Annotated in this window: 13 protein-coding genes; 3 read left to right on the top strand and 10 right to left on the bottom strand. The window is 72.1% G+C overall.

Annotation, left to right across the window (positions count from 1 at the left end; all coding sequences use genetic code 11):
* Window positions 1–15: 15 nt before the first annotated feature.
* Window positions 16–1,458, bottom strand: coding sequence for a glycoside hydrolase family 26 protein (locus AQJ58_RS01565; protein WP_067244066.1), 1,443 nt, complete (start codon window positions 1,456–1,458; stop codon window positions 16–18).
* A 152-nt stretch (window positions 1,459–1,610) separates the two neighbouring features.
* On the opposite strand from AQJ58_RS01565, the gene AQJ58_RS01560 reads away from it, so the two are divergent.
* Window positions 1,611–2,885 carry a carboxylate--amine ligase gene (locus tag AQJ58_RS01560; RefSeq protein ID WP_067244064.1) on the top strand — a complete coding sequence of 425 codons (1,275 nt, stop codon included), beginning with the start codon at window positions 1,611–1,613 and terminating at the stop codon, window positions 2,883–2,885.
* 61 nt (window positions 2,886–2,946) lie between these two features.
* On the opposite strand, the gene AQJ58_RS43705 is transcribed toward AQJ58_RS01560, so the two are convergent.
* From AQJ58_RS43705 to AQJ58_RS01545, 3 genes are all read right to left on the bottom strand, one after another.
* Complete coding sequence (locus AQJ58_RS43705) at window positions 2,947–3,927, bottom strand: hypothetical protein (RefSeq protein WP_199844507.1); 981 nt, start codon at window positions 3,925–3,927, stop codon at window positions 2,947–2,949.
* A 106-nt stretch (window positions 3,928–4,033) separates the two neighbouring features.
* Window positions 4,034–4,261, bottom strand: coding sequence for a chaplin (locus AQJ58_RS01550; RefSeq protein ID WP_067244061.1), 228 nt, complete (start codon window positions 4,259–4,261; stop codon window positions 4,034–4,036).
* Window positions 4,262–4,481: 220 nt separating this feature from the next.
* On the bottom strand, window positions 4,482–4,892 hold the full coding sequence (locus tag AQJ58_RS01545) for a rodlin (protein ID WP_067244059.1): 411 nt from the start codon (window positions 4,890–4,892) through the stop codon (window positions 4,482–4,484).
* 228 nt (window positions 4,893–5,120) lie between these two features.
* Between AQJ58_RS01545 and AQJ58_RS01540 the strand changes: the two genes are divergently transcribed.
* Together AQJ58_RS01540 and AQJ58_RS01535 are read left to right on the top strand one after the other, a co-directional pair.
* Window positions 5,121–5,531, top strand: a complete 411-nt coding sequence (locus AQJ58_RS01540) for a rodlin (RefSeq protein WP_067244057.1) — start codon at window positions 5,121–5,123, stop codon at window positions 5,529–5,531.
* 186 nt (window positions 5,532–5,717) lie between these two features.
* A complete protein-coding gene (locus AQJ58_RS01535; protein WP_067244055.1) occupies window positions 5,718–6,125 on the top strand; it encodes a rodlin in 408 nt (135 codons plus the stop codon).
* A gap of 116 nt (window positions 6,126–6,241) precedes the next feature.
* Here AQJ58_RS01535 and AQJ58_RS01530 read toward each other — a convergent pair whose 3' ends face one another.
* The 6 genes from AQJ58_RS01530 to iolB form a co-directional block, all read right to left on the bottom strand.
* The gene (locus AQJ58_RS01530; RefSeq protein WP_067244054.1) at window positions 6,242–7,096 is read right to left on the bottom strand and encodes an ABC transporter permease; all 855 of its coding nucleotides are present in this window, start codon (window positions 7,094–7,096) and stop codon (window positions 6,242–6,244) included.
* Window positions 7,093–9,729 carry an alpha/beta fold hydrolase gene (locus AQJ58_RS01525; protein ID WP_067244052.1) on the bottom strand — a complete coding sequence of 879 codons (2,637 nt, stop codon included), beginning with the start codon at window positions 9,727–9,729 and terminating at the stop codon, window positions 7,093–7,095. Before AQJ58_RS01525 ends, AQJ58_RS01530 begins: the two co-directional genes overlap by 4 nt.
* Window positions 9,730–9,860: 131 nt before the next feature.
* Window positions 9,861–11,276: an APC family permease gene (locus AQJ58_RS01520; protein WP_067244051.1), complete on the bottom strand. Its 1,416-nt coding sequence runs from the start codon at window positions 11,274–11,276 to the stop codon at window positions 9,861–9,863.
* Between the two features lie 227 nt (window positions 11,277–11,503).
* Window positions 11,504–13,006 carry a CoA-acylating methylmalonate-semialdehyde dehydrogenase gene (gene mmsA / locus AQJ58_RS01515; RefSeq protein WP_067245614.1) on the bottom strand — a complete coding sequence of 501 codons (1,503 nt, stop codon included), beginning with the start codon at window positions 13,004–13,006 and terminating at the stop codon, window positions 11,504–11,506.
* A gap of 14 nt (window positions 13,007–13,020) precedes the next feature.
* The gene (iolD, locus tag AQJ58_RS01510) at window positions 13,021–14,898 is read right to left on the bottom strand and encodes a 3D-(3,5/4)-trihydroxycyclohexane-1,2-dione acylhydrolase (decyclizing) (RefSeq protein WP_067244049.1); all 1,878 of its coding nucleotides are present in this window, start codon (window positions 14,896–14,898) and stop codon (window positions 13,021–13,023) included.
* Window positions 14,895–15,710 carry a 5-deoxy-glucuronate isomerase gene (gene iolB, locus AQJ58_RS01505; protein WP_067244047.1) on the bottom strand — a complete coding sequence of 272 codons (816 nt, stop codon included), beginning with the start codon at window positions 15,708–15,710 and terminating at the stop codon, window positions 14,895–14,897. The genes iolD and iolB overlap by 4 nt, the downstream gene beginning before the upstream one ends.
* Window positions 15,711–15,713 lie beyond the last annotated feature (3 nt).

Genomic DNA, 15,713 nt, shown 5'->3' with positions numbered 1-15,713 from the left:
CCCGCCGGGGTGGGATCAGCGGGCGGGCGACCACCAGCCGAGCCGCAGGCAGAGCCGGACGCCGAGCCGGCTCTCGAGCCAGGCCCCGAGCACGATCGGCGTGCAGTCGTCCCGGCGCTGGGGGGACGCGGGCGCCGTGGGGGCGCTCGGGGTCCCGGTGGTCCCGGCGGATGCCGGGGACGCGGAGGCCCCACCGGGCTCGGGGGACTCGGGGGACAGGAGGGAGCGGTAGACCGCGGACGCCCGGGGGTTCCTGCGGCACTGCCACACCCCGTGCGGGCAGTAGTCGGTCAGCGTGTTGTAGAGGGCTCCGTGCCGGTCCATCCAGTCGAGCATGCGGCGCATGTACTCGGCGTTGTCGCCGTTGCGGAACAGGCCCCATTCGGGATACGAGACGGGCTTGCCGTGCGCCCGGGCGAAGTCGACGTGCTCCTGGAGGCCGAGCGGCTCGGACACCTGCTCGTCGAAGGAGAGTCCGCTCGGCTGGTCGTAGGCGTCCATGCCGATGATGTCGACCGTGTCGTCGCCGGGGTAGCACTCCGTCCACGGCACGGCGTCCTCGCCGCGGGTGGGCGCGAAGTCGAACCGGAACCGCTGGTCCGGCACCGCGCGCATGGCGGTGACGATCCGGTCCCAGTACGCCTTCCAGGCCTGCGGGTCCGGGCCGCAGCGGTGGGTGTACGTGGTGCCGTTCATCTCCCAGCCGAGCACGATCACGGTGTCCGGCACGCCGAGCGCGACCAGCCGCTCGGCGAGGGCGCGGAAGTGGTGGTCGAACTCCCCGGCCGCGCCCCGTTGCAGCAGGTCGCGGACCTCGGGGTCGGAGACGCCCTCCTCGTTGCGTTCCAGCATGGGCACGTTGAGGACGAGCATCCGGTCGTCCTTCTCCCGTCGCCAGTGCGCCCACACGTCGAGGAAGCCGGGCGGGCCCTCGATGTTCCGCCACTGGTCACCCGGCAGATAGGTGTGCCCGACCCGCAGCTCGACCCCGCCCAGCCAGGCGCTGAGCTGGGCGATCCGGGCCACCCCGCGCGCTCCGAAGTCGAGGTAGGCCCCGAAGGCGGGGGTGGGGGCCGTGGCGGGAGTGGTCGAAGGGGTGGGGGTGGGGGTGGGTGCGAGGGCGGTCGGCTGGAGGGGGGACGGGGCGGCGGGGGATGCGGACTCGGTGACCGCCGGGTCGGGCGGCGGGACGGGGGGCTCGGTCTCCGCGGCCGGGGCGGTGGGCGCGGTGCCCGCGGTCTGCGCGGCCGGGGCGGTGGGAGGTTCGGGCTGGGGGCCGGGGTCCTGCGGGGGTGCCGCCTGCTCGGTCCGCGCCGGTGCTGTCGTGCTCGGCACCGGGGCGGGGTCGGCGACGGCGGGTCCGGGGCCGGACGCCAGGACCACCGACATCGCGGCCGCCGCCGTGGCGACGGCGAGGGCCGGCCGCCGGGACCGGGCGCGTCGTTGCTGTGAGGCCATGCCGGCTCCGTCCTCCCCGCCGGGGGATGAAATCGCACTACTGATACGTAGTCACATGAAAGTCACACAAAAAGACGCGCCGCCACCGCCGTTACGGCGTTCGAGTGCCCTGCTCGCCCGAACCGGTGACCCGGCCCCATCACAGGAGCGCAATGCCCGTGTCGCTGCTCGACACCCGCGTCCCCGCCGTACTGCTGCGGATCGACCGGAACCCCTTCCACCACGGAACCCTCGGCGCCGTACGCTCGCTCGGCCGGGCCGGGATCGAGGTGCACGTGGTCGCCGACGCGACGGGAAGCCCCGTGGCCAGATCCCGTTTCGTACGCCGGCTGCACCCCCCGCCGCCGCCGGGCGCCACGCCCGCCGACATCGCCGCCGCCCTGCTGCGCGTGGCCGCCCGCATCGAACGGCCCGCCGTGCTGATCCCCATGGACGACGCGGGCGCGGTCGCCGTGGCGCGGCTGCGCGAGGAGCTGGCGCCCGCCCTCGTGCTGCCGCAGCAGCCCGGCGCGCTGCCCGAACAGGTCGCCGACAAGGCCGAGTTGGCGGCACTGTGCGCCGCGGCCGACGTACCGCATCCCGAGACGGCCGTCCCCGAGAGCGCCGAGCAGGCCGCCCGGGCCGCCGGGCGCCTCGGGCTGCCGCTGGTGGCGAAGTGGAGCCGGCCCTGGCTGCTCCCGGCCGGCAGCGGACTGCGCAGCACGGTCGTCGTGCGCTCCGCCCGGGACGCGCGCGAGCTGTATCTGCGCGCCGAGGAGGCCGGCAGCCGGCTGCTGCTCCAGGCCTTCCTGCCGCCGGGCCCGGACCGGGACTGGTTCTTCCACGGGTACGCCGACCGTCACGGCGCGCTGCACGGCGGCGGGACGGGGCGCAAGCTGTGCGCCTGGCCGCGCGGGGCCGGACTGACGGCGGTGGGTGAGTGGACCGGGAACCCCGAGGTCGGCACGCTCGCCGAACGGCTCGTCGGCACGCTCGGCTACCGGGGCGTCCTCGACCTGGACTTCCGCCGGTGCGGCCGTACCGGCGCCTATCACCTGCTCGACTTCAACCCCCGTCCCGGAGCGCAGTTCCGGCTCTTCGCCGATGCCGCCGGACTGGACGTCGTACGCGCCCAGCACCTGGATCTGACCGACCGTCCACTGCCGGCCGGAGAGCCGCTGCCGGGGCGGACCTTCGTGGTCGAGAACTACGCCCCGCTCGCGGCGCTGCGTCCGGCCCCGCACGGCCGTGAGCTGGCCTGGTACGCCGGGGACGACCCCGCCCCCGGCCGGGCGATGCGGCGGCTGTGGTGCGCCCATGTCACCCGGCGGCTGCGGGACCGCCTCCCCCGCTCCGGCGCGCCGGGCCCCCACGCCGCCGCCCTGCTCGGCCGCGTGCCGCCGCCCCCGGCGGAACAGGCGGACGACGAGAAGGCGGGCAGCCGCTGACGGGCGTACGGGCTCCGGCGGCGCGGGTGCCGGGCGCGCGGGCGTCCGGCACCCGGCGCGGTCACCGGCGGGAGGCGGTCCGGCCTCGCCGGTACAGGACGGCGCCGCCCGCGATCAGCGCGGCGCTGACACCGGTGGCCGCCAGCATCGCCTCACTGCCGGTGTGGGACAGCTCCGGCGGCTTGTGGGGCGGGTAGGTGTGCTCCGGCGGGGCGGTGTGCGGGGGGTGGGTGTGCGGCGGGTAGCTGTGGGTCGGCGGGGGCGTGTACGGGGGCTTGGTGTGCGGGGGGTGCGAGCCGTGGCTGTCGTCGTCGTGGCCCTGGCCGTAGTCGGAGCCGCCGTTGCCGTGGTCGCCGTAGCCGGAGTCGTGACCGGGCTTGCCGTGACCGGGCTTGCCGTGGTCACCGTGGCCGGGCTTCTCGTGCCCGGGCTTCTCGTGGCTCGGCTTGCCGTGACCGGGCTTCTCGTGCCCGCTCGGGCTGGGGCTCTCGTCACCGCCGTAACCGGGCTTGTCGTGGCCGGGCTTCTCGTGCCCTGGCTTCTCGTGCCCTGGCTTCTCGTGCCCTGGCTTCTCGTGGCTGGGCTTCTCGTGGCTGGGCTTCTCGTGGCTGGGCTTCTCGTGCTCCCCCTGGCTCGGGCTCTCCTCACCGCCGTAGCCGGGCTTGTCGTGACCGGGCTTGTCGTGACCGGGCTTCTCGTAACCAGGCTTCTCATGACCCGGCTTCTCGTAACCAGGCTTCTCATAGCCGGGCTTCTCGTGCCCAGGCTTCTCATGGCTCGGCTTCTCGGAGCTGCCGTAGCCGGAGTCCTCGTCGCCGTAGCCGCGGGGGGCGGACTCCTGGTCGCCGGACGACGACGTCTCGTGGGTGTGGCTGGTGGGTTCGTCCGTCTGGGGTGCGTCGGGGCTGCTCGACACCACGCCCGGCGCACTCGCGGCCGTACCGTCCTCGTGCGTGTCCGCGACGGCGGTGCCTCCGCACAGGTACAGGATGCTCGTCGCGGCGGCGGCCGCGACCATCCCCTTTCTCAGGGTCTGTCGCACTCTCGTTGTCTTCCTGCTCGAAGAAGTGGGAAAGCCGGCCCCGGAACGCGTGGAAGCTGTCCCGTGACCGGCCTCGGCCCAGCCGCAGGGCTGGGGTGGCGTGGCGTCAGCCGTTGCTGCAGTGGTTGCCGAAGGCCGGGTTCAGGAACGCGAACGCGTTGATGGAGTTGCCGCAGATGTTGGCGTTCACGTCGATCGGGATCTGGACCACGTTCCCGGAGAGGAAACCCGGGGAGTTGACGGCGACACCGGTGGTCTCGTTGTCGGCGAACGCCGGAGTGGCGGCGCCCAGGGCCAGCACCAGGCCCGCGACGACAGCAGCACTCTTCTTCATGAATTTTCCCTTCTCTGCGGCCATGCCTCGTTGACGGTCGGAACCGAGCGAGCGCAGTCGGATGGGCTCGCACCATGACCCGCAGGCTGCACACGAGAGATTGACGGCGAGGGAAAGCGACGAACGCGTGCGGTCGTGGTATTCACTCGAAAGTCTTCATATAAAAAGCCGAACGGCCCGCACCGATGTGCGGGCCGTCCGTGACGGGTGGTGCGGGCCGTCAGCCGTTCTGCACGCCGTTGCCCGAGAGCGCGGAGATGTCGTCCAGGATGTGCGACGCCGGCTCGTCACCCTTGGCCTGGGTGGAGTTCTCGGCGCACTGCTGGTTCTGCGGCGCGGAGAGGATCGGGATGTCCTGGGCGGCGATTCCGGCGACCACACCGAACCCGATGGCGTTGAGCTTGGCGGGCAGGCCGATGCAGAGCTTGTTCAGGGAGCTCTGGACCAGCGTGGCCTGGGGGCTCATGTCACCCTTGGTCACGGAGTTGCCGAACGCCTCCCGCGCGCCGTTGCCGCTGGCGGAGGTGGTGCCCGCGTCGTCGCCGATGGCAAGCGCCTGAGGCGCGACCGCCGCCGACACACCCACGACGGAAGCGGCGACCGCCGCCACGGCCATTGCCTTCTTCAGCATTTCGCTTTTCCTTTCCCTGCCCCGGCTCCGACGCCAGGACCATGTGTCTGCGCCCGACTCAACCCAGGCCGCCGGGAATGGTTGCGGCGCTTCACTCAATAGGGGTTCCACCGCTGATCCACTCCTCGGAGAAATAGGCCATCGGAGTGAAGGGCAGGAACCAAACACGGCGGGGGCAGTTGATCAGATCGCTCCGATGGCCGGGGTTTCTCCAGAAGGGACTAGCAAGTGATCAAGAAGGTACTGGCCACCGCCGCGGTCGCCGCTTCCGTCGTCGGCGTCGGCGCCGCTGCCGCAGCTCCGGCGCTCGCCATCGGCAACGACAGCGGCACGACCTCCGCCAGCGGCAACGGCGCCAGCCAGTCGTTCGGCAACTCGGCCACCTTCGGCAACATGAGCCCGCAGATGGCCCTCATCCAGGGTTCCCTGAACAAGCCCTGCATCGGTCTGCCGGCCAAGCTCAACCTCGGTGGAATCGGCGGCATCGCCGGTATCGCCGTCCAGGACGTCCCGATCCTGTCGGCCCCGCAGAACCAGCAGTGCGTCGAGAACTCCACCCAGGCCAAGGGCGACGAGCCGCTGTCGCACATCCTGGACGACATCTCGCTGCTCGCCGGCAACGGTGCGGGCAACCACTGACGTTCCCCACCGACAGCGGGTCGCCGGACACCGGCGGCCCGCTGTTCCGCATCCGGGTGAGGAGCGCACGGTCCCTGCCCGATGCGCTGCTCCGAACGGGGCAAAGTGCGCAACATTCCCCGGGGACGACGCGTTGACGATCACGCAGCTCCTCCCCCGGAGTCCGCTTTTCGAAAGGGAAAGATCATGAAGAAGCTGTGGGCAACCGCGGCCGTCGCCGCGTCCCTGGCCGGTGTCGCGGTCGCCTCCGCGCCGCAGGCCCTGGCCATCGGCGACGACAGCGGCACCACCTCCGCCAGCGGCAACGGTGCCTCGCAGGAGTTCGGCAACTCGGCCACGTTCGGCGACATGAGCCCGCAGCTCTCGCTGGTCCAGGGTTCCCTGAACAAGCCGTGTGTGGGTCTGCCGCTCAAGGCCAACCTCGGCGGTCTCGCCCTGGGCATCGGCGCGGCCCTCCAGGACATCCCGGTCCTGTCCGCCCCGCAGAACCAGCAGTGCGTCGAGAACTCCACCCAGGCCAAGGGCGACGAGCCGCTGTCGCACATCCTGGACGACATCTCGGCCCTGTCGGGCAACGGCGTCCAGAACGGCTGAACCCAGCAGTCCGACGTACCGCCGCGGCGGGTCACCGGTTCTCCGGTGGCCCGCCGTTCGCGTGTGTGACGGGACAGGGGGCCGCAACGTGCGGTACGGGAGGTTGCGGACCGGTCTCAGGACACGATGTCCTTGCGGGCGAACCCGCGGAAGGCCAGGGCGAACAGGATGAGCGCGTAGGTCACGGAGACGGCCGTGCCCTGGAGCATGCCGGACCACTCGGGGGTGGGCTGGACGGCGTCGGCCCAGGCGAACTGCCAGTGGGCGGGGAGGAAGTCCCGCCAGTCGCCGAGGGCGGTGACGGCGTCCAGGACGTTGCCGATGATGGTCAGTCCGACCGCGCCGCCGACCGCGCCGAGGGCGGCGTCGGTCCGGGTCGACAGCCAGAACGCGAGCCCGGCGGTGACGAGCTGGGAGACGAAGAGGTAGCCGACGACGACCACCAGGCGCTGCGCCGCCGTGACCGCGTCGAGGGTGCCTCCGGTGGGCAGGTGCAGCGGTCCCCAGCCGTAGGCGGCGGTGCCGACGGCGAGGGCGACGACCGGCAGCAGGATCATCGCGGCCAGGCTGAGCGCGAGGCCGACGACGAGCTTGGACCACAGCAGCCGGGCCCGGGGCACGGGGGCGGCGAGCAGATAGCGCAGGGAGGACCAGCCGGCCTCGGAGGCGACCGTGTCCCCGCAGAACAGGGCGACCGGGATGACCAGCAGGAAGCCCGCCGACACGAGCAGGTTGACGGCGGCGAAGTTGCCGGCGGACGCGGTCGCGGTGTCCATCAGGGTCACCGCGTTGTTGCGGCTGCCGGGCTCGCCGCCGACGGCGAACGCGATCAGCAGCACGAACGGCAGGGCGGCGAGGATGCCGCCCATGACGATCGTGCGGCGGCGCTTGAACTGGCGGGCCAGTTCGACGCGCAACGGCAGGGTGCGGCCGGGCCGGTAGCCGGAGGCGACCTCGGTGAGCGTGCTCATGCGGAACCTCCGATCAGGGTGAGGAAGGCGTCCTCCAGGCGGCGGTGCGGGCCGACCGACTGCACGGGCACGTCCAGCCGGACGAGTTCGGCGACCAGGCGCTGGGCGCTGCCGTCGGCGTCGAGCCGTACGAGCAGGCCCTCGTCGGTGCGGTCCGCGGAGGCGATGCCGGGCAGGGCCGCCACCTTCTCCAGGACGGGCTCCTCCACCGGGGCGGCCGTGCCGACCAGGAGGGTGTCGCCGGAGCCGACGATCGCGCCGACCGGGCCGGCCTGGACGAGCCGGCCGCGGTCCATGACCACGAGGTGGGTGCAGGACTGTTCGACCTCCGCCAGCAGATGGCTGGAGACGATCACCGTGCGTCCGGCGGCCGCGTACCGGATCATGACCTCGCGCATCTCGCGGATCTGCGGCGGGTCGAGTCCGTTGGTCGGTTCGTCGAGGATCAGCAGGTCGGGCAGGCCCAGCATGGCCTGGGCGATCGCCAGGCGCTGGCGCATGCCCTGGGAGTACGTCCGGACGGCGCGGGCCAGGGCGTCGCCGAGGCCGGCGATCTGGAGGGCCTCCTCCAGGTGGGCGTCCTCGGCGGGGCGGCCGGTGGCCTTCCAGTAGAGGTCGAGGTTCTCGCGGCCGGTGAGGTGCGGCAGGAAGCCCGCGCCCTCGACGAAGGAGCCGACCCGGGAGAGGACGGGGGCGCCGGGGCGGACGGCGTGGCCGAAGACCCGGATCTCGCCCTCGTCGGGTGTGATGAGGCCCATCAGCATGCGCAGGGTGGTGGTCTTGCCGGCGCCGTTGGGGCCGAGGAGGCCCAGCACCTGGCCCTTCTCCACCTGGAAGGAGAGTTCGCGGACGCTGTAGCGGTCGCCGCCCGCGTACTTCTTGCTCAGGCCGGCGATCTGCAGCGGCACCTCGGCCAGCTCCGGGTCGGGGGCCGGCATCGCGGTGCGGCGGCGGCCGGTCAGCAGGAGCAGCAGGGCGAGGCCCGCGCCCGCGAGGGGCAGCCACCACACCCAGGAGGGGAGCGGGGCGGCGGCGGTCGTGACGCCGGGGGCCGTGGGCACGCGCAGCTCGCTCTTCAGGGAGACCGTGTAGGTCGCCGGGGCGGCCGGGGAGGCGTAGCCGAGGTCGGTGGAGGCGAGGACCAGGCTCAGCCGGTGGCCCTCCTCGATGTCGTGGTCGATGGCCGGGAGGGTGAGCGTGACGTCCTTGCCGGCCCGGGCGCCGTCGACCCGGATCGGCGCGACGAGCTGGGAGGGGAGTTGCCGGCTGCCGTCGGGGCCGACGTCGTACACCTTGCCGAAGAGGACGGCGGTGTCGCCGGTGGACTTCACGTGGACGGTGACGGTCGGGGAGCCGGTGATCCGCAGGGCGCGGGTGAGGGGGGCGGAGTCGAAGGCGGCGTACTGGCCGGGGAAGTCGAGGGAGACGCCGACGCCGAACGCGGAGAGTTGGCCGAGGCCGGTGCCGCCGAGGCCGGGCAGGGCGGAGATGGCGGGCGGGCCGGCGCCGGCGGGGTTCTCGAAGGACTGCTCGCGGCCGGTCAGGGCGATGTCCCGGGGGTCGTTCTCCAGGCCGGGGTAGCTGTCGCCGCTCGCGCCGCGCAGCGGGACCGTGCCGTCGGTGGAGTCGACGCCTCCGGTGCGGGTGACCCGGAAGGCGGGCCCCGTGTCGGTGTGCTTCTCGTCCTTGAGGTAGCGGTCGAACCAGGCGGTGACGCGGGCCTGGACGCGGCTGGTCTCCATGGTGCCGCCGTCGTGGCCGCCGGCGATCCAGTCGACGTCCACGGGGGCGCCGTTGGCCTTGATGGCCTTCTCCGCGGCGTCCGCCTGGGCGAGGGTGAAGAGGGAGTCGGCCTGGCCCTGCACCAGGAGGGTGGGGACCTTGATGCGGTCGGCGACGACGGACGGCGAGCGGGCGTCGAGCAGCGCGCGGGCGGCGGCGTCGGGGGTGCCGGACTCGGCGACCCGCTGGTACATCGCGCACAGCACGGGCTCGAACTGGTCGCAGCCGCCGCCGGAGTTGACGAAGACGCCGGCCCACAGCTTCTTGAACACGCCGTCGGGGAAGAGGGCGTCCGCGAGGTTCCAGTAGGTGATCGAGGGGGCGATGGCGTCGACCCGGTCGTCGTAGCCGGCGGCGAGGAGGGAGATCGCGCCGCCGTAGGAGGCGCCGGCGACGCCGACGCGCGGGTCGCCCTTCTTGTCCAGCTCCACCTCGGGCCGGCCGGCGAGCCAGTCGATCAGCTTGGAGACGTCGGCGACCTCGCCCTTGGGGTCGTTCAGCCCGATCTTGCCGGTGGACTTGCCGAAGCCGCGCGCCGACCAGGTCAGGACCGCGTACCCGGCGCGGGCGAGGTCCTCGGCCTGCTGCCGTACGTCGTCCTTGGTGCCGCCGAAGCCGTGGCCGAGGAGGACGGCGGGGCGGCGGCCGGAGGCGCCGGAGGTGAAGTAGGAGGTGTCCAGGCGGACGCCGTCCACGGACATCACCTGATCGCTGTGGTGCACCGCGGGCCGGTCGTCGTCGGCGACGGCCGTCCACGTGCCGGCACCGGCGAGTACGACGACGGCGGCCGCGGCGGCGAGGAGCCGTCGCGGCCGCCGTGGTCCACGCAGACCGGGCAGTCGAAGATCCATGCTTCAACGGTACGGGGTCGGCCTGAAGGGGGGTTGTCGACCGGAGGCCGAACTGCCCGCCCTACCTGGGGCGTACGTGAGCGCTCGTACGTACAGCAGGCGCGGTATCAGGTGTGCTGTCGGGCGCGCTGTCAGGCCTGCGCGTCCTCGGGCAGGGTGACCAGCCAGCGGGTGTCGGGGCGGGGGCGCAGGTAGAGGGCCCAGTACAGGGTGGCGGCGGCGGTGATGCCGCCGGTCCACAGGAGGTAGGCCGTCTCCTGCTGGGTCAGTATGTAGGCGAGTACGGCGATCAGCAGGACCGGCACGGCGGGCCACAGAGGCATGCGCCAGGCGGGGGTGTGGCGGTGGTGGCCGCGGCGGGAGAGCAGGGCGGCGACCGCGACGAGCAGGTACATGCCGGTCACGGAGACGCCGGTGACGCCGTAGAGGGTGTCGAGGTTCACGAAGCACAGGGCGGCGCCGGGGACGCCGACGGCGAGGGTGGCGACCCAGGGGGAGCCGAAGCGGCCGAGCTTGGCGAAGACGTGGTTGACCGGCCCGGGCCAGGCCTGGTCCCGGGCGGAGGCGAACAGGACGCGGGAGTTCTGGATGACCATGACGATGCCGGCGTTGATGATCGCCAGGGCCACGCAGAGGCTGACGAAGGTGCCGACGGCGGAGTTCGACCAGGCGGTGACCATGGAGCCGATGTCGCCGCCGGTGAGCCGGGCGAGGTCCGGGGCGCCGAAGGTGATGGCGACGACCGGGACCAGGATGATCACCGAGGAGATGGCGAGGGTGGCGAGGACGGTGCGGGCGACGTTGCGGCGCGGGTGCTCCAGCTCCTCGGAGAGGTAGACGGCGGTGGAGAAGCCCTGGGTGACGAAGAGGGCGATGGCGAGGCCGGAGACGACCAGCATCGCGGTGACGGTGTCGGTGCCGCCGTGGGCGTCCGCGACCTGCATCGAGACCAGGCTGCCGGGGCCGCGGTGGCCGTGCGCGAAGCCCAGGACGGCCACCACGGCCGCGGCGATGACCTCCAGGACCAGGAAGACGCCGGTGATCCAGGCGTTGGCGCGCAGGTCCAGCAGCCCGGCGAGGGTGGCGAGCAGCATGACGCCGGCGCCCGCGAGGGCGGGGTCGAGGTGGACGACCGGGGCGAGGTAGTCGGCGGTGCCCATGGCGATCACCGGCGGGACGATCATCACGACCAGCAGGGAGAGGACGAAGACCAGCCAGCCGGCGAGGCGTCCGGCGAGCGTGGAGACCATGGCGTACTCGCCGCCCGCGCTGGGGATGAGGGTGCCCAGCTCCGAGTAGCAGAACGCCACGGCGATACAGAGCAGCGAGCCGATCGCGATCGTGAGGGCGGTCGCGGTGCCGAGCGAGCCGAACAGGTCCGGGACGACGACGAAGAGGGTGGAGGCGGGGGTCACGCACGACAGGGTCAGCAGTGTTCCGCCCACCACGCCGATGGAGCGCTTGAGCTGAGCGCCGTGGGGCGCGTCGACGGCGGTGCCGACGTTGGTGTCGGCGGCGGTGTCGACGGGGCGGAGCGTGTCGGTCATGCGCGGTTCCGATCGCCGGGGAGCAGCAGAGTGTGCTGCATGGAATCCCAACGAAAACCAGCGCGTCAATAGCCCTCTACCTACGAAATCCGTAGATCAAATCGCCTTTCGGTCCCGGATACGGCACACCTGTGCGGGAACTCGCCTCATTCGGTCGTACGGGAACCGTAGGTGCGGAGCGCAAAAAAACGGGGCCGTCCGCTCTGCGGACGGCCCCTGTCCCTGCGTCAGTGGTTGCGCGGGAAGCCCAGGTCCACGCCTGCCGGGGCGTCCGCCGGGTCGGGCCAGCGGGTGGTGACGACCTTGCCGCGGGTGTAGAAGTGCGTGCCGTCGTTGCCGTAGATGTGGTGGTCGCCGAAGAGCGAGTCCTTCCAGCCGCCGAAGCTGTGGTAGCCGACGGGGACCGGGATCGGGACGTTCACACCGACCATGCCGGCCTCGATCTCCAGCTGGAAGCGGCGGGCCGCGCCGCCGTCCCGGGTGAAGATCGCGGTGCCGTTGCCGAACGGGGAGCTGTTGATCAGCGCCACGCCCTCGTCGTAGGAGTCCACGCGCAGGACGCACAGCACGGGACCGAAGATCTCGTCCTGGTAGGCCTTCGCGGTCGTCGGGACCTTGTCGAGGAGCGAGATGCCGATCCAGTGGCCGTCCTCGTAGCCGTCGACCGTGTAGCCGGTGCCGTCGAGGATCACCTCGGCGCCCTCGGCGGCCGCGCCGGTGACGTAGGACGCCACCTTGTCGCGGTGGACGGCGGTGATGAGCGGGCCCATCTCCGAGGTCGGGTCGTTGCCGGGACCGATCTTGATCTTCTCGGCGCGCTCGCGGATCTTCTCCACCAGCTCGTCGCCGATCGCGCCGACCGCGACCACGGCCGAGATCGCCATGCAGCGCTCGCCCGCGGAGCCGTAGGCCGCGCTCACGGCGGCGTCCGCCGCGGCGTCCAGGTCGGCGTCCGGCAGGACCAGCATGTGGTTCTTGGCGCCGCCCAGGGCCTGGACGCGCTTGCCGTTCGCCGAGGCCGTGGCGTGGATGTAGCGGGCGATCGGGGTGGAGCCGACGAAGGAGACGGCCTTGACGTCCGGGTGCTCCAGGAGGCGGTCCACCGCCACCTTGTCACCGTGGACGACGTTGAACACACCGTCGGGCAGACCGGCCTCCGCCAGCAGCTCGGCGAGCTTGATCGAGGCCGAGGGGTCCTTCTCGGAGGGCTTCAGCACGAAGGTGTTGCCGGTCGCGATGGCGATCGGGAACATCCACATCGGGACCATCGCCGGGAAGTTGAACGGCGTGATGCCGGCGACCACACCCAGCGGCTGGCGGAGGGAGGAGACGTCCACCCGGCTCGCCACCTGGGTGGACAGCTCGCCCTTCAGCTGCACGTTGATGCCGCAGGCGAGGTCCACGATCTCCAGGCCGCGGGCCACCTCGCCGAGCGCGTCGCTGTGCACCTTGCCGTGCTCGGCGGTGATCAGCTCGGCGATGGCGTCACGGTTGGCGTCCAGCAGCGCGCGGAAGCGGAAGAGGATCTCCGTGCGCTGGGCCAGCGAGGACTGGCCCCAGCTCACGAAGGCCTCCTTGGCGGTCCGCACCGCCGCGTCGACCTCGTCCACCGTCGCGAACGCGACCTTGGTGGTGACCGCGCCGGTCGCCGGGTCCGTGACCGGACCGAACGTGCCCGACGCGCCTTCGACGGTCTTGCCGCCGATCCAGTGGTTGACGATCTTCGTCATGACCGAGTACTCCTTCACAGATGGCGGCGTCGGGTGGAGACGTGCCGTTCGTACAGCTCTCGTGCCTTCACCGCGGACGATCGGGTCGCGGTCTCGGCGACAGGTACATCCCACCAGGCCTGCGCGGGCGGCGGGCCCGACACAGTGTCGGCCGTTTCGGTCTCCACGTAGACACAAGTGGGAGTGTCGGCGGCGCGTGCCTCGGCGAGGGCCTCACGCAGCTCACGGACGGTTTTCGCGCGCAGTACGCGCATGCCCAGACTCGCCACGTTGGCGGCCAGGTCGACGGGCAGCGGCGCACCCGTGAAGGTGCCGTCCTGCGAGGTGAAGCGGTAGGCGGTGCCGAACCGCTCACCGCCGACGGACTCCGAGAGCCCGCCGATCGAGGCGTAGCCGTGGTTCTGCACGAGCAGGATCTTGATCGCGATCCCCTCCTGCACGGCCGTCACGATCTCCGTCGGCATCATCAGATACGTGCCGTCGCCGACCAGCGCCCAGACGTTGCGCTCGGGCGCGGCCATCTTCACTCCGATGGCCGCCGGGATCTCGTACCCCATGCAGGAGTAGCCGTACTCCAGGTGGTACTGGTCCCGGGAGCGGGCCCGCCACAGTTTGTGCAGGTCGCCGGGGAGCGAACCGGCCGCGTTGATGATCACGTCGGACTCGTCGGCGAGCGCGTCGAGCGCGCCGAGGACCTGCGGCTGGGTGGGGCGGGCGTCGGGTTCCTCGGCCTCGTAGCAGGCGTCGACGCGCTGCTCCCAGCGCTCCTTGTCCTCGGTGTACTCGGTGACGTACGCGTCGGCGACCCGGTGGCCGTGCGTACGCAGGGCCGCCGTCAGCTCCGCCAGGCCGCTGCTCGCGTCCGCGATGAGCGGCTGCCCGGCGAGCTTGTGGCCGTCGTAGGCGGCGATGTTGAGGTTGAGGAAGCGCACCCCCTGGCCCTGGAACAGGGTGTGGGAGGCGGTGGTGAAGTCGGTGTAGCGGGTGCCGACGCCGATGATCAGGTCCGCGGTGCGGGCCAGTTCGTCGGCGGTCGCGGTGCCGGTGTGGCCGACGCCGCCGACGTCCTGGGGGTGGTCGTACGGCAGGGAGCCCTTGCCGGCCTGGGTGGAGGAGACCGGGATGCCGGTGACCTCGGCGAACTCGGCGAGGGCCTCCTCGGCGCGGCTGTGGTGGACACCGCCGCCCGCGACGACCAGGGGGCGCCGCGCCGCGCGGATCACCCGGACCGCCTCGGCGAGTTCGGTCGGGTCGGCGCCCGGGCGCCGGACCACCCAGGTGCGCTCGGCGAAGAACTCCTCCGGCCAGTCGTACGCCTCGGCCTGCACGTCCTGCGGCATCGCGAGGGTGACCGCGCCCGTCTCCACGGGGTCGGTGAGGACCCGCATGGCCTGGAGGGCGGCCGGGATCAGCGCCTCCGGGCGGGTGACGCGGTCGAAGTACTTGGAGACCGGGCGCAGCGAGTCGTTGACCGACACGTCGCCCGCGTACGGCACCTCCAGCTGCTGGAGCACCGGGTCGGCGACGCGGGTGGCGAAGATGTCGCCGGGCAGCAGCAGGACGGGGAGGTGGTTGACCGTGGCCAGCGCGGCGCCGGTGACCAGGTTGGTCGCGCCGGGGCCGATGGACGTCGTCACGGCGTGCGTGGAGAGCCGGTTCGACTGGCGGGCGTAGCCCACGGCCGCGTGCACCATCGACTGTTCGTTGCGGCCCTGGTGGAACGGCATGTCGTCGCCGTACTCGATCAGTGCCTGGCCGAGGCCGGCCACGTTGCCGTGCCCGAAGATGCCCCAGGTGGCGCTGATCAGCCGCTGCCGCACGCCGTCGCGTTCGGTGTACTGGGCGGCGAGGAAGCGCACCAGGGCCTGGGCCACTGTGAGCCTGATGGTCATCGGTAACCCTCCGTGTGGTCCGGGTGGAAGCAGATCCGCCACTCGCGGTTCTCGCCGGGGCCCGCCATGACGTTCAGGTAGTACATGGCGTGGCCGGGCTGGGCGATCGACGGGCCGTGCCAGCCGTCGGGGACGAGGACGGCGTCACCGGAACGGACCTCGGCGAGCACGTCGGAGCCGCCCTCGCGGGAGGGGGACACGCGCTGGTAGCCGAAGCCGTGCGGGCCGTCGATCTCGAAGTAGTAGATCTCCTCGAGCTCGGCCTCCTCGCCCGGCCGGTTCTCGTCGTGCTTGTGCGGCGGGTACGAGGACCAGTTGCCGCCGGGGGTGATCACCTCGACGGCGATCAGCTTGTCGCAGTGGAAGGCGTCGGCGGAGGCGAAGTTGCGCACATGGCGCAACTGGGTGCCGCTGCCGCGTTCTTCGACGGGGACCTCCGGCGCGGGGCCGTAGCGGGCGGGGAGTTGTCGCTCGCACTTCGCTCCTGCCAGGGCGAAGCGGCCTCCCGCGCCGGAGGCGATCGTGACCCGGGCGTCGCGGGGAACGTACGCGAAGTCGGAGACCGACGCGAACACGCTTTCCCTGCCCAGGAGTTGGAACTCGTTCTCGTCTGTTTGCACGGTACATCCGCCTTCGAGCGGAAGCACGATCCACTCGCTCTCACCGGTGGTGAGGGTGTGGCTGCCGCCCGGGGCGAGCTCGATGATCCTCAGACTGCTGTAGGTCCAGCCGGCCCGCTTCGGGTCGATGTCGAGGACGTGGTCGGCGTCGGCGGTGGTGCCGCGCGCTACGTACAGGCTGTCGTTCGTCATGCG

It is taken from the genome of Streptomyces sp. DSM 15324 (assembly GCF_001514285.1).
Classification (GTDB): Bacteria; Actinomycetota; Actinomycetes; order Streptomycetales; family Streptomycetaceae; genus Streptomyces.
This window is presented reverse-complemented; position numbering and strand designations above follow the sequence as displayed.

What these genes read in the sequence shown, in the direction of transcription:
- iolB (WP_067244047.1), bottom strand. Translation starts at nt 15,710, where the DNA reads ATGACGAACGACAGCCTGTACGTAGCGCGCGGCACCACCGCCGACGCC.
- AQJ58_RS01550 (WP_067244061.1), bottom strand. Translation starts at nt 4,261, where the DNA reads ATGAAGAAGAGTGCTGCTGTCGTCGCGGGCCTGGTGCTGGCCCTGGGC.
- AQJ58_RS01565 (WP_067244066.1), bottom strand. Translation starts at nt 1,458, where the DNA reads ATGGCCTCACAGCAACGACGCGCCCGGTCCCGGCGGCCGGCCCTCGCC.
- AQJ58_RS01535 (WP_067244055.1), top strand. Translation starts at nt 5,718, where the DNA reads ATGAAGAAGCTGTGGGCAACCGCGGCCGTCGCCGCGTCCCTGGCCGGT.
- AQJ58_RS01525 (WP_067244052.1), bottom strand. Translation starts at nt 9,729, where the DNA reads ATGGATCTTCGACTGCCCGGTCTGCGTGGACCACGGCGGCCGCGACGG.
- AQJ58_RS01520 (WP_067244051.1), bottom strand. Translation starts at nt 11,276, where the DNA reads ATGACCGACACGCTCCGCCCCGTCGACACCGCCGCCGACACCAACGTC.
- mmsA (WP_067245614.1), bottom strand. Translation starts at nt 13,006, where the DNA reads ATGACGAAGATCGTCAACCACTGGATCGGCGGCAAGACCGTCGAAGGC.
- iolD (WP_067244049.1), bottom strand. Translation starts at nt 14,898, where the DNA reads ATGACCATCAGGCTCACAGTGGCCCAGGCCCTGGTGCGCTTCCTCGCC.
- AQJ58_RS01560 (WP_067244064.1), top strand. Translation starts at nt 1,611, where the DNA reads ATGCCCGTGTCGCTGCTCGACACCCGCGTCCCCGCCGTACTGCTGCGG.
- AQJ58_RS01545 (WP_067244059.1), bottom strand. Translation starts at nt 4,892, where the DNA reads ATGCTGAAGAAGGCAATGGCCGTGGCGGCGGTCGCCGCTTCCGTCGTG.
- AQJ58_RS01530 (WP_067244054.1), bottom strand. Translation starts at nt 7,096, where the DNA reads ATGAGCACGCTCACCGAGGTCGCCTCCGGCTACCGGCCCGGCCGCACC.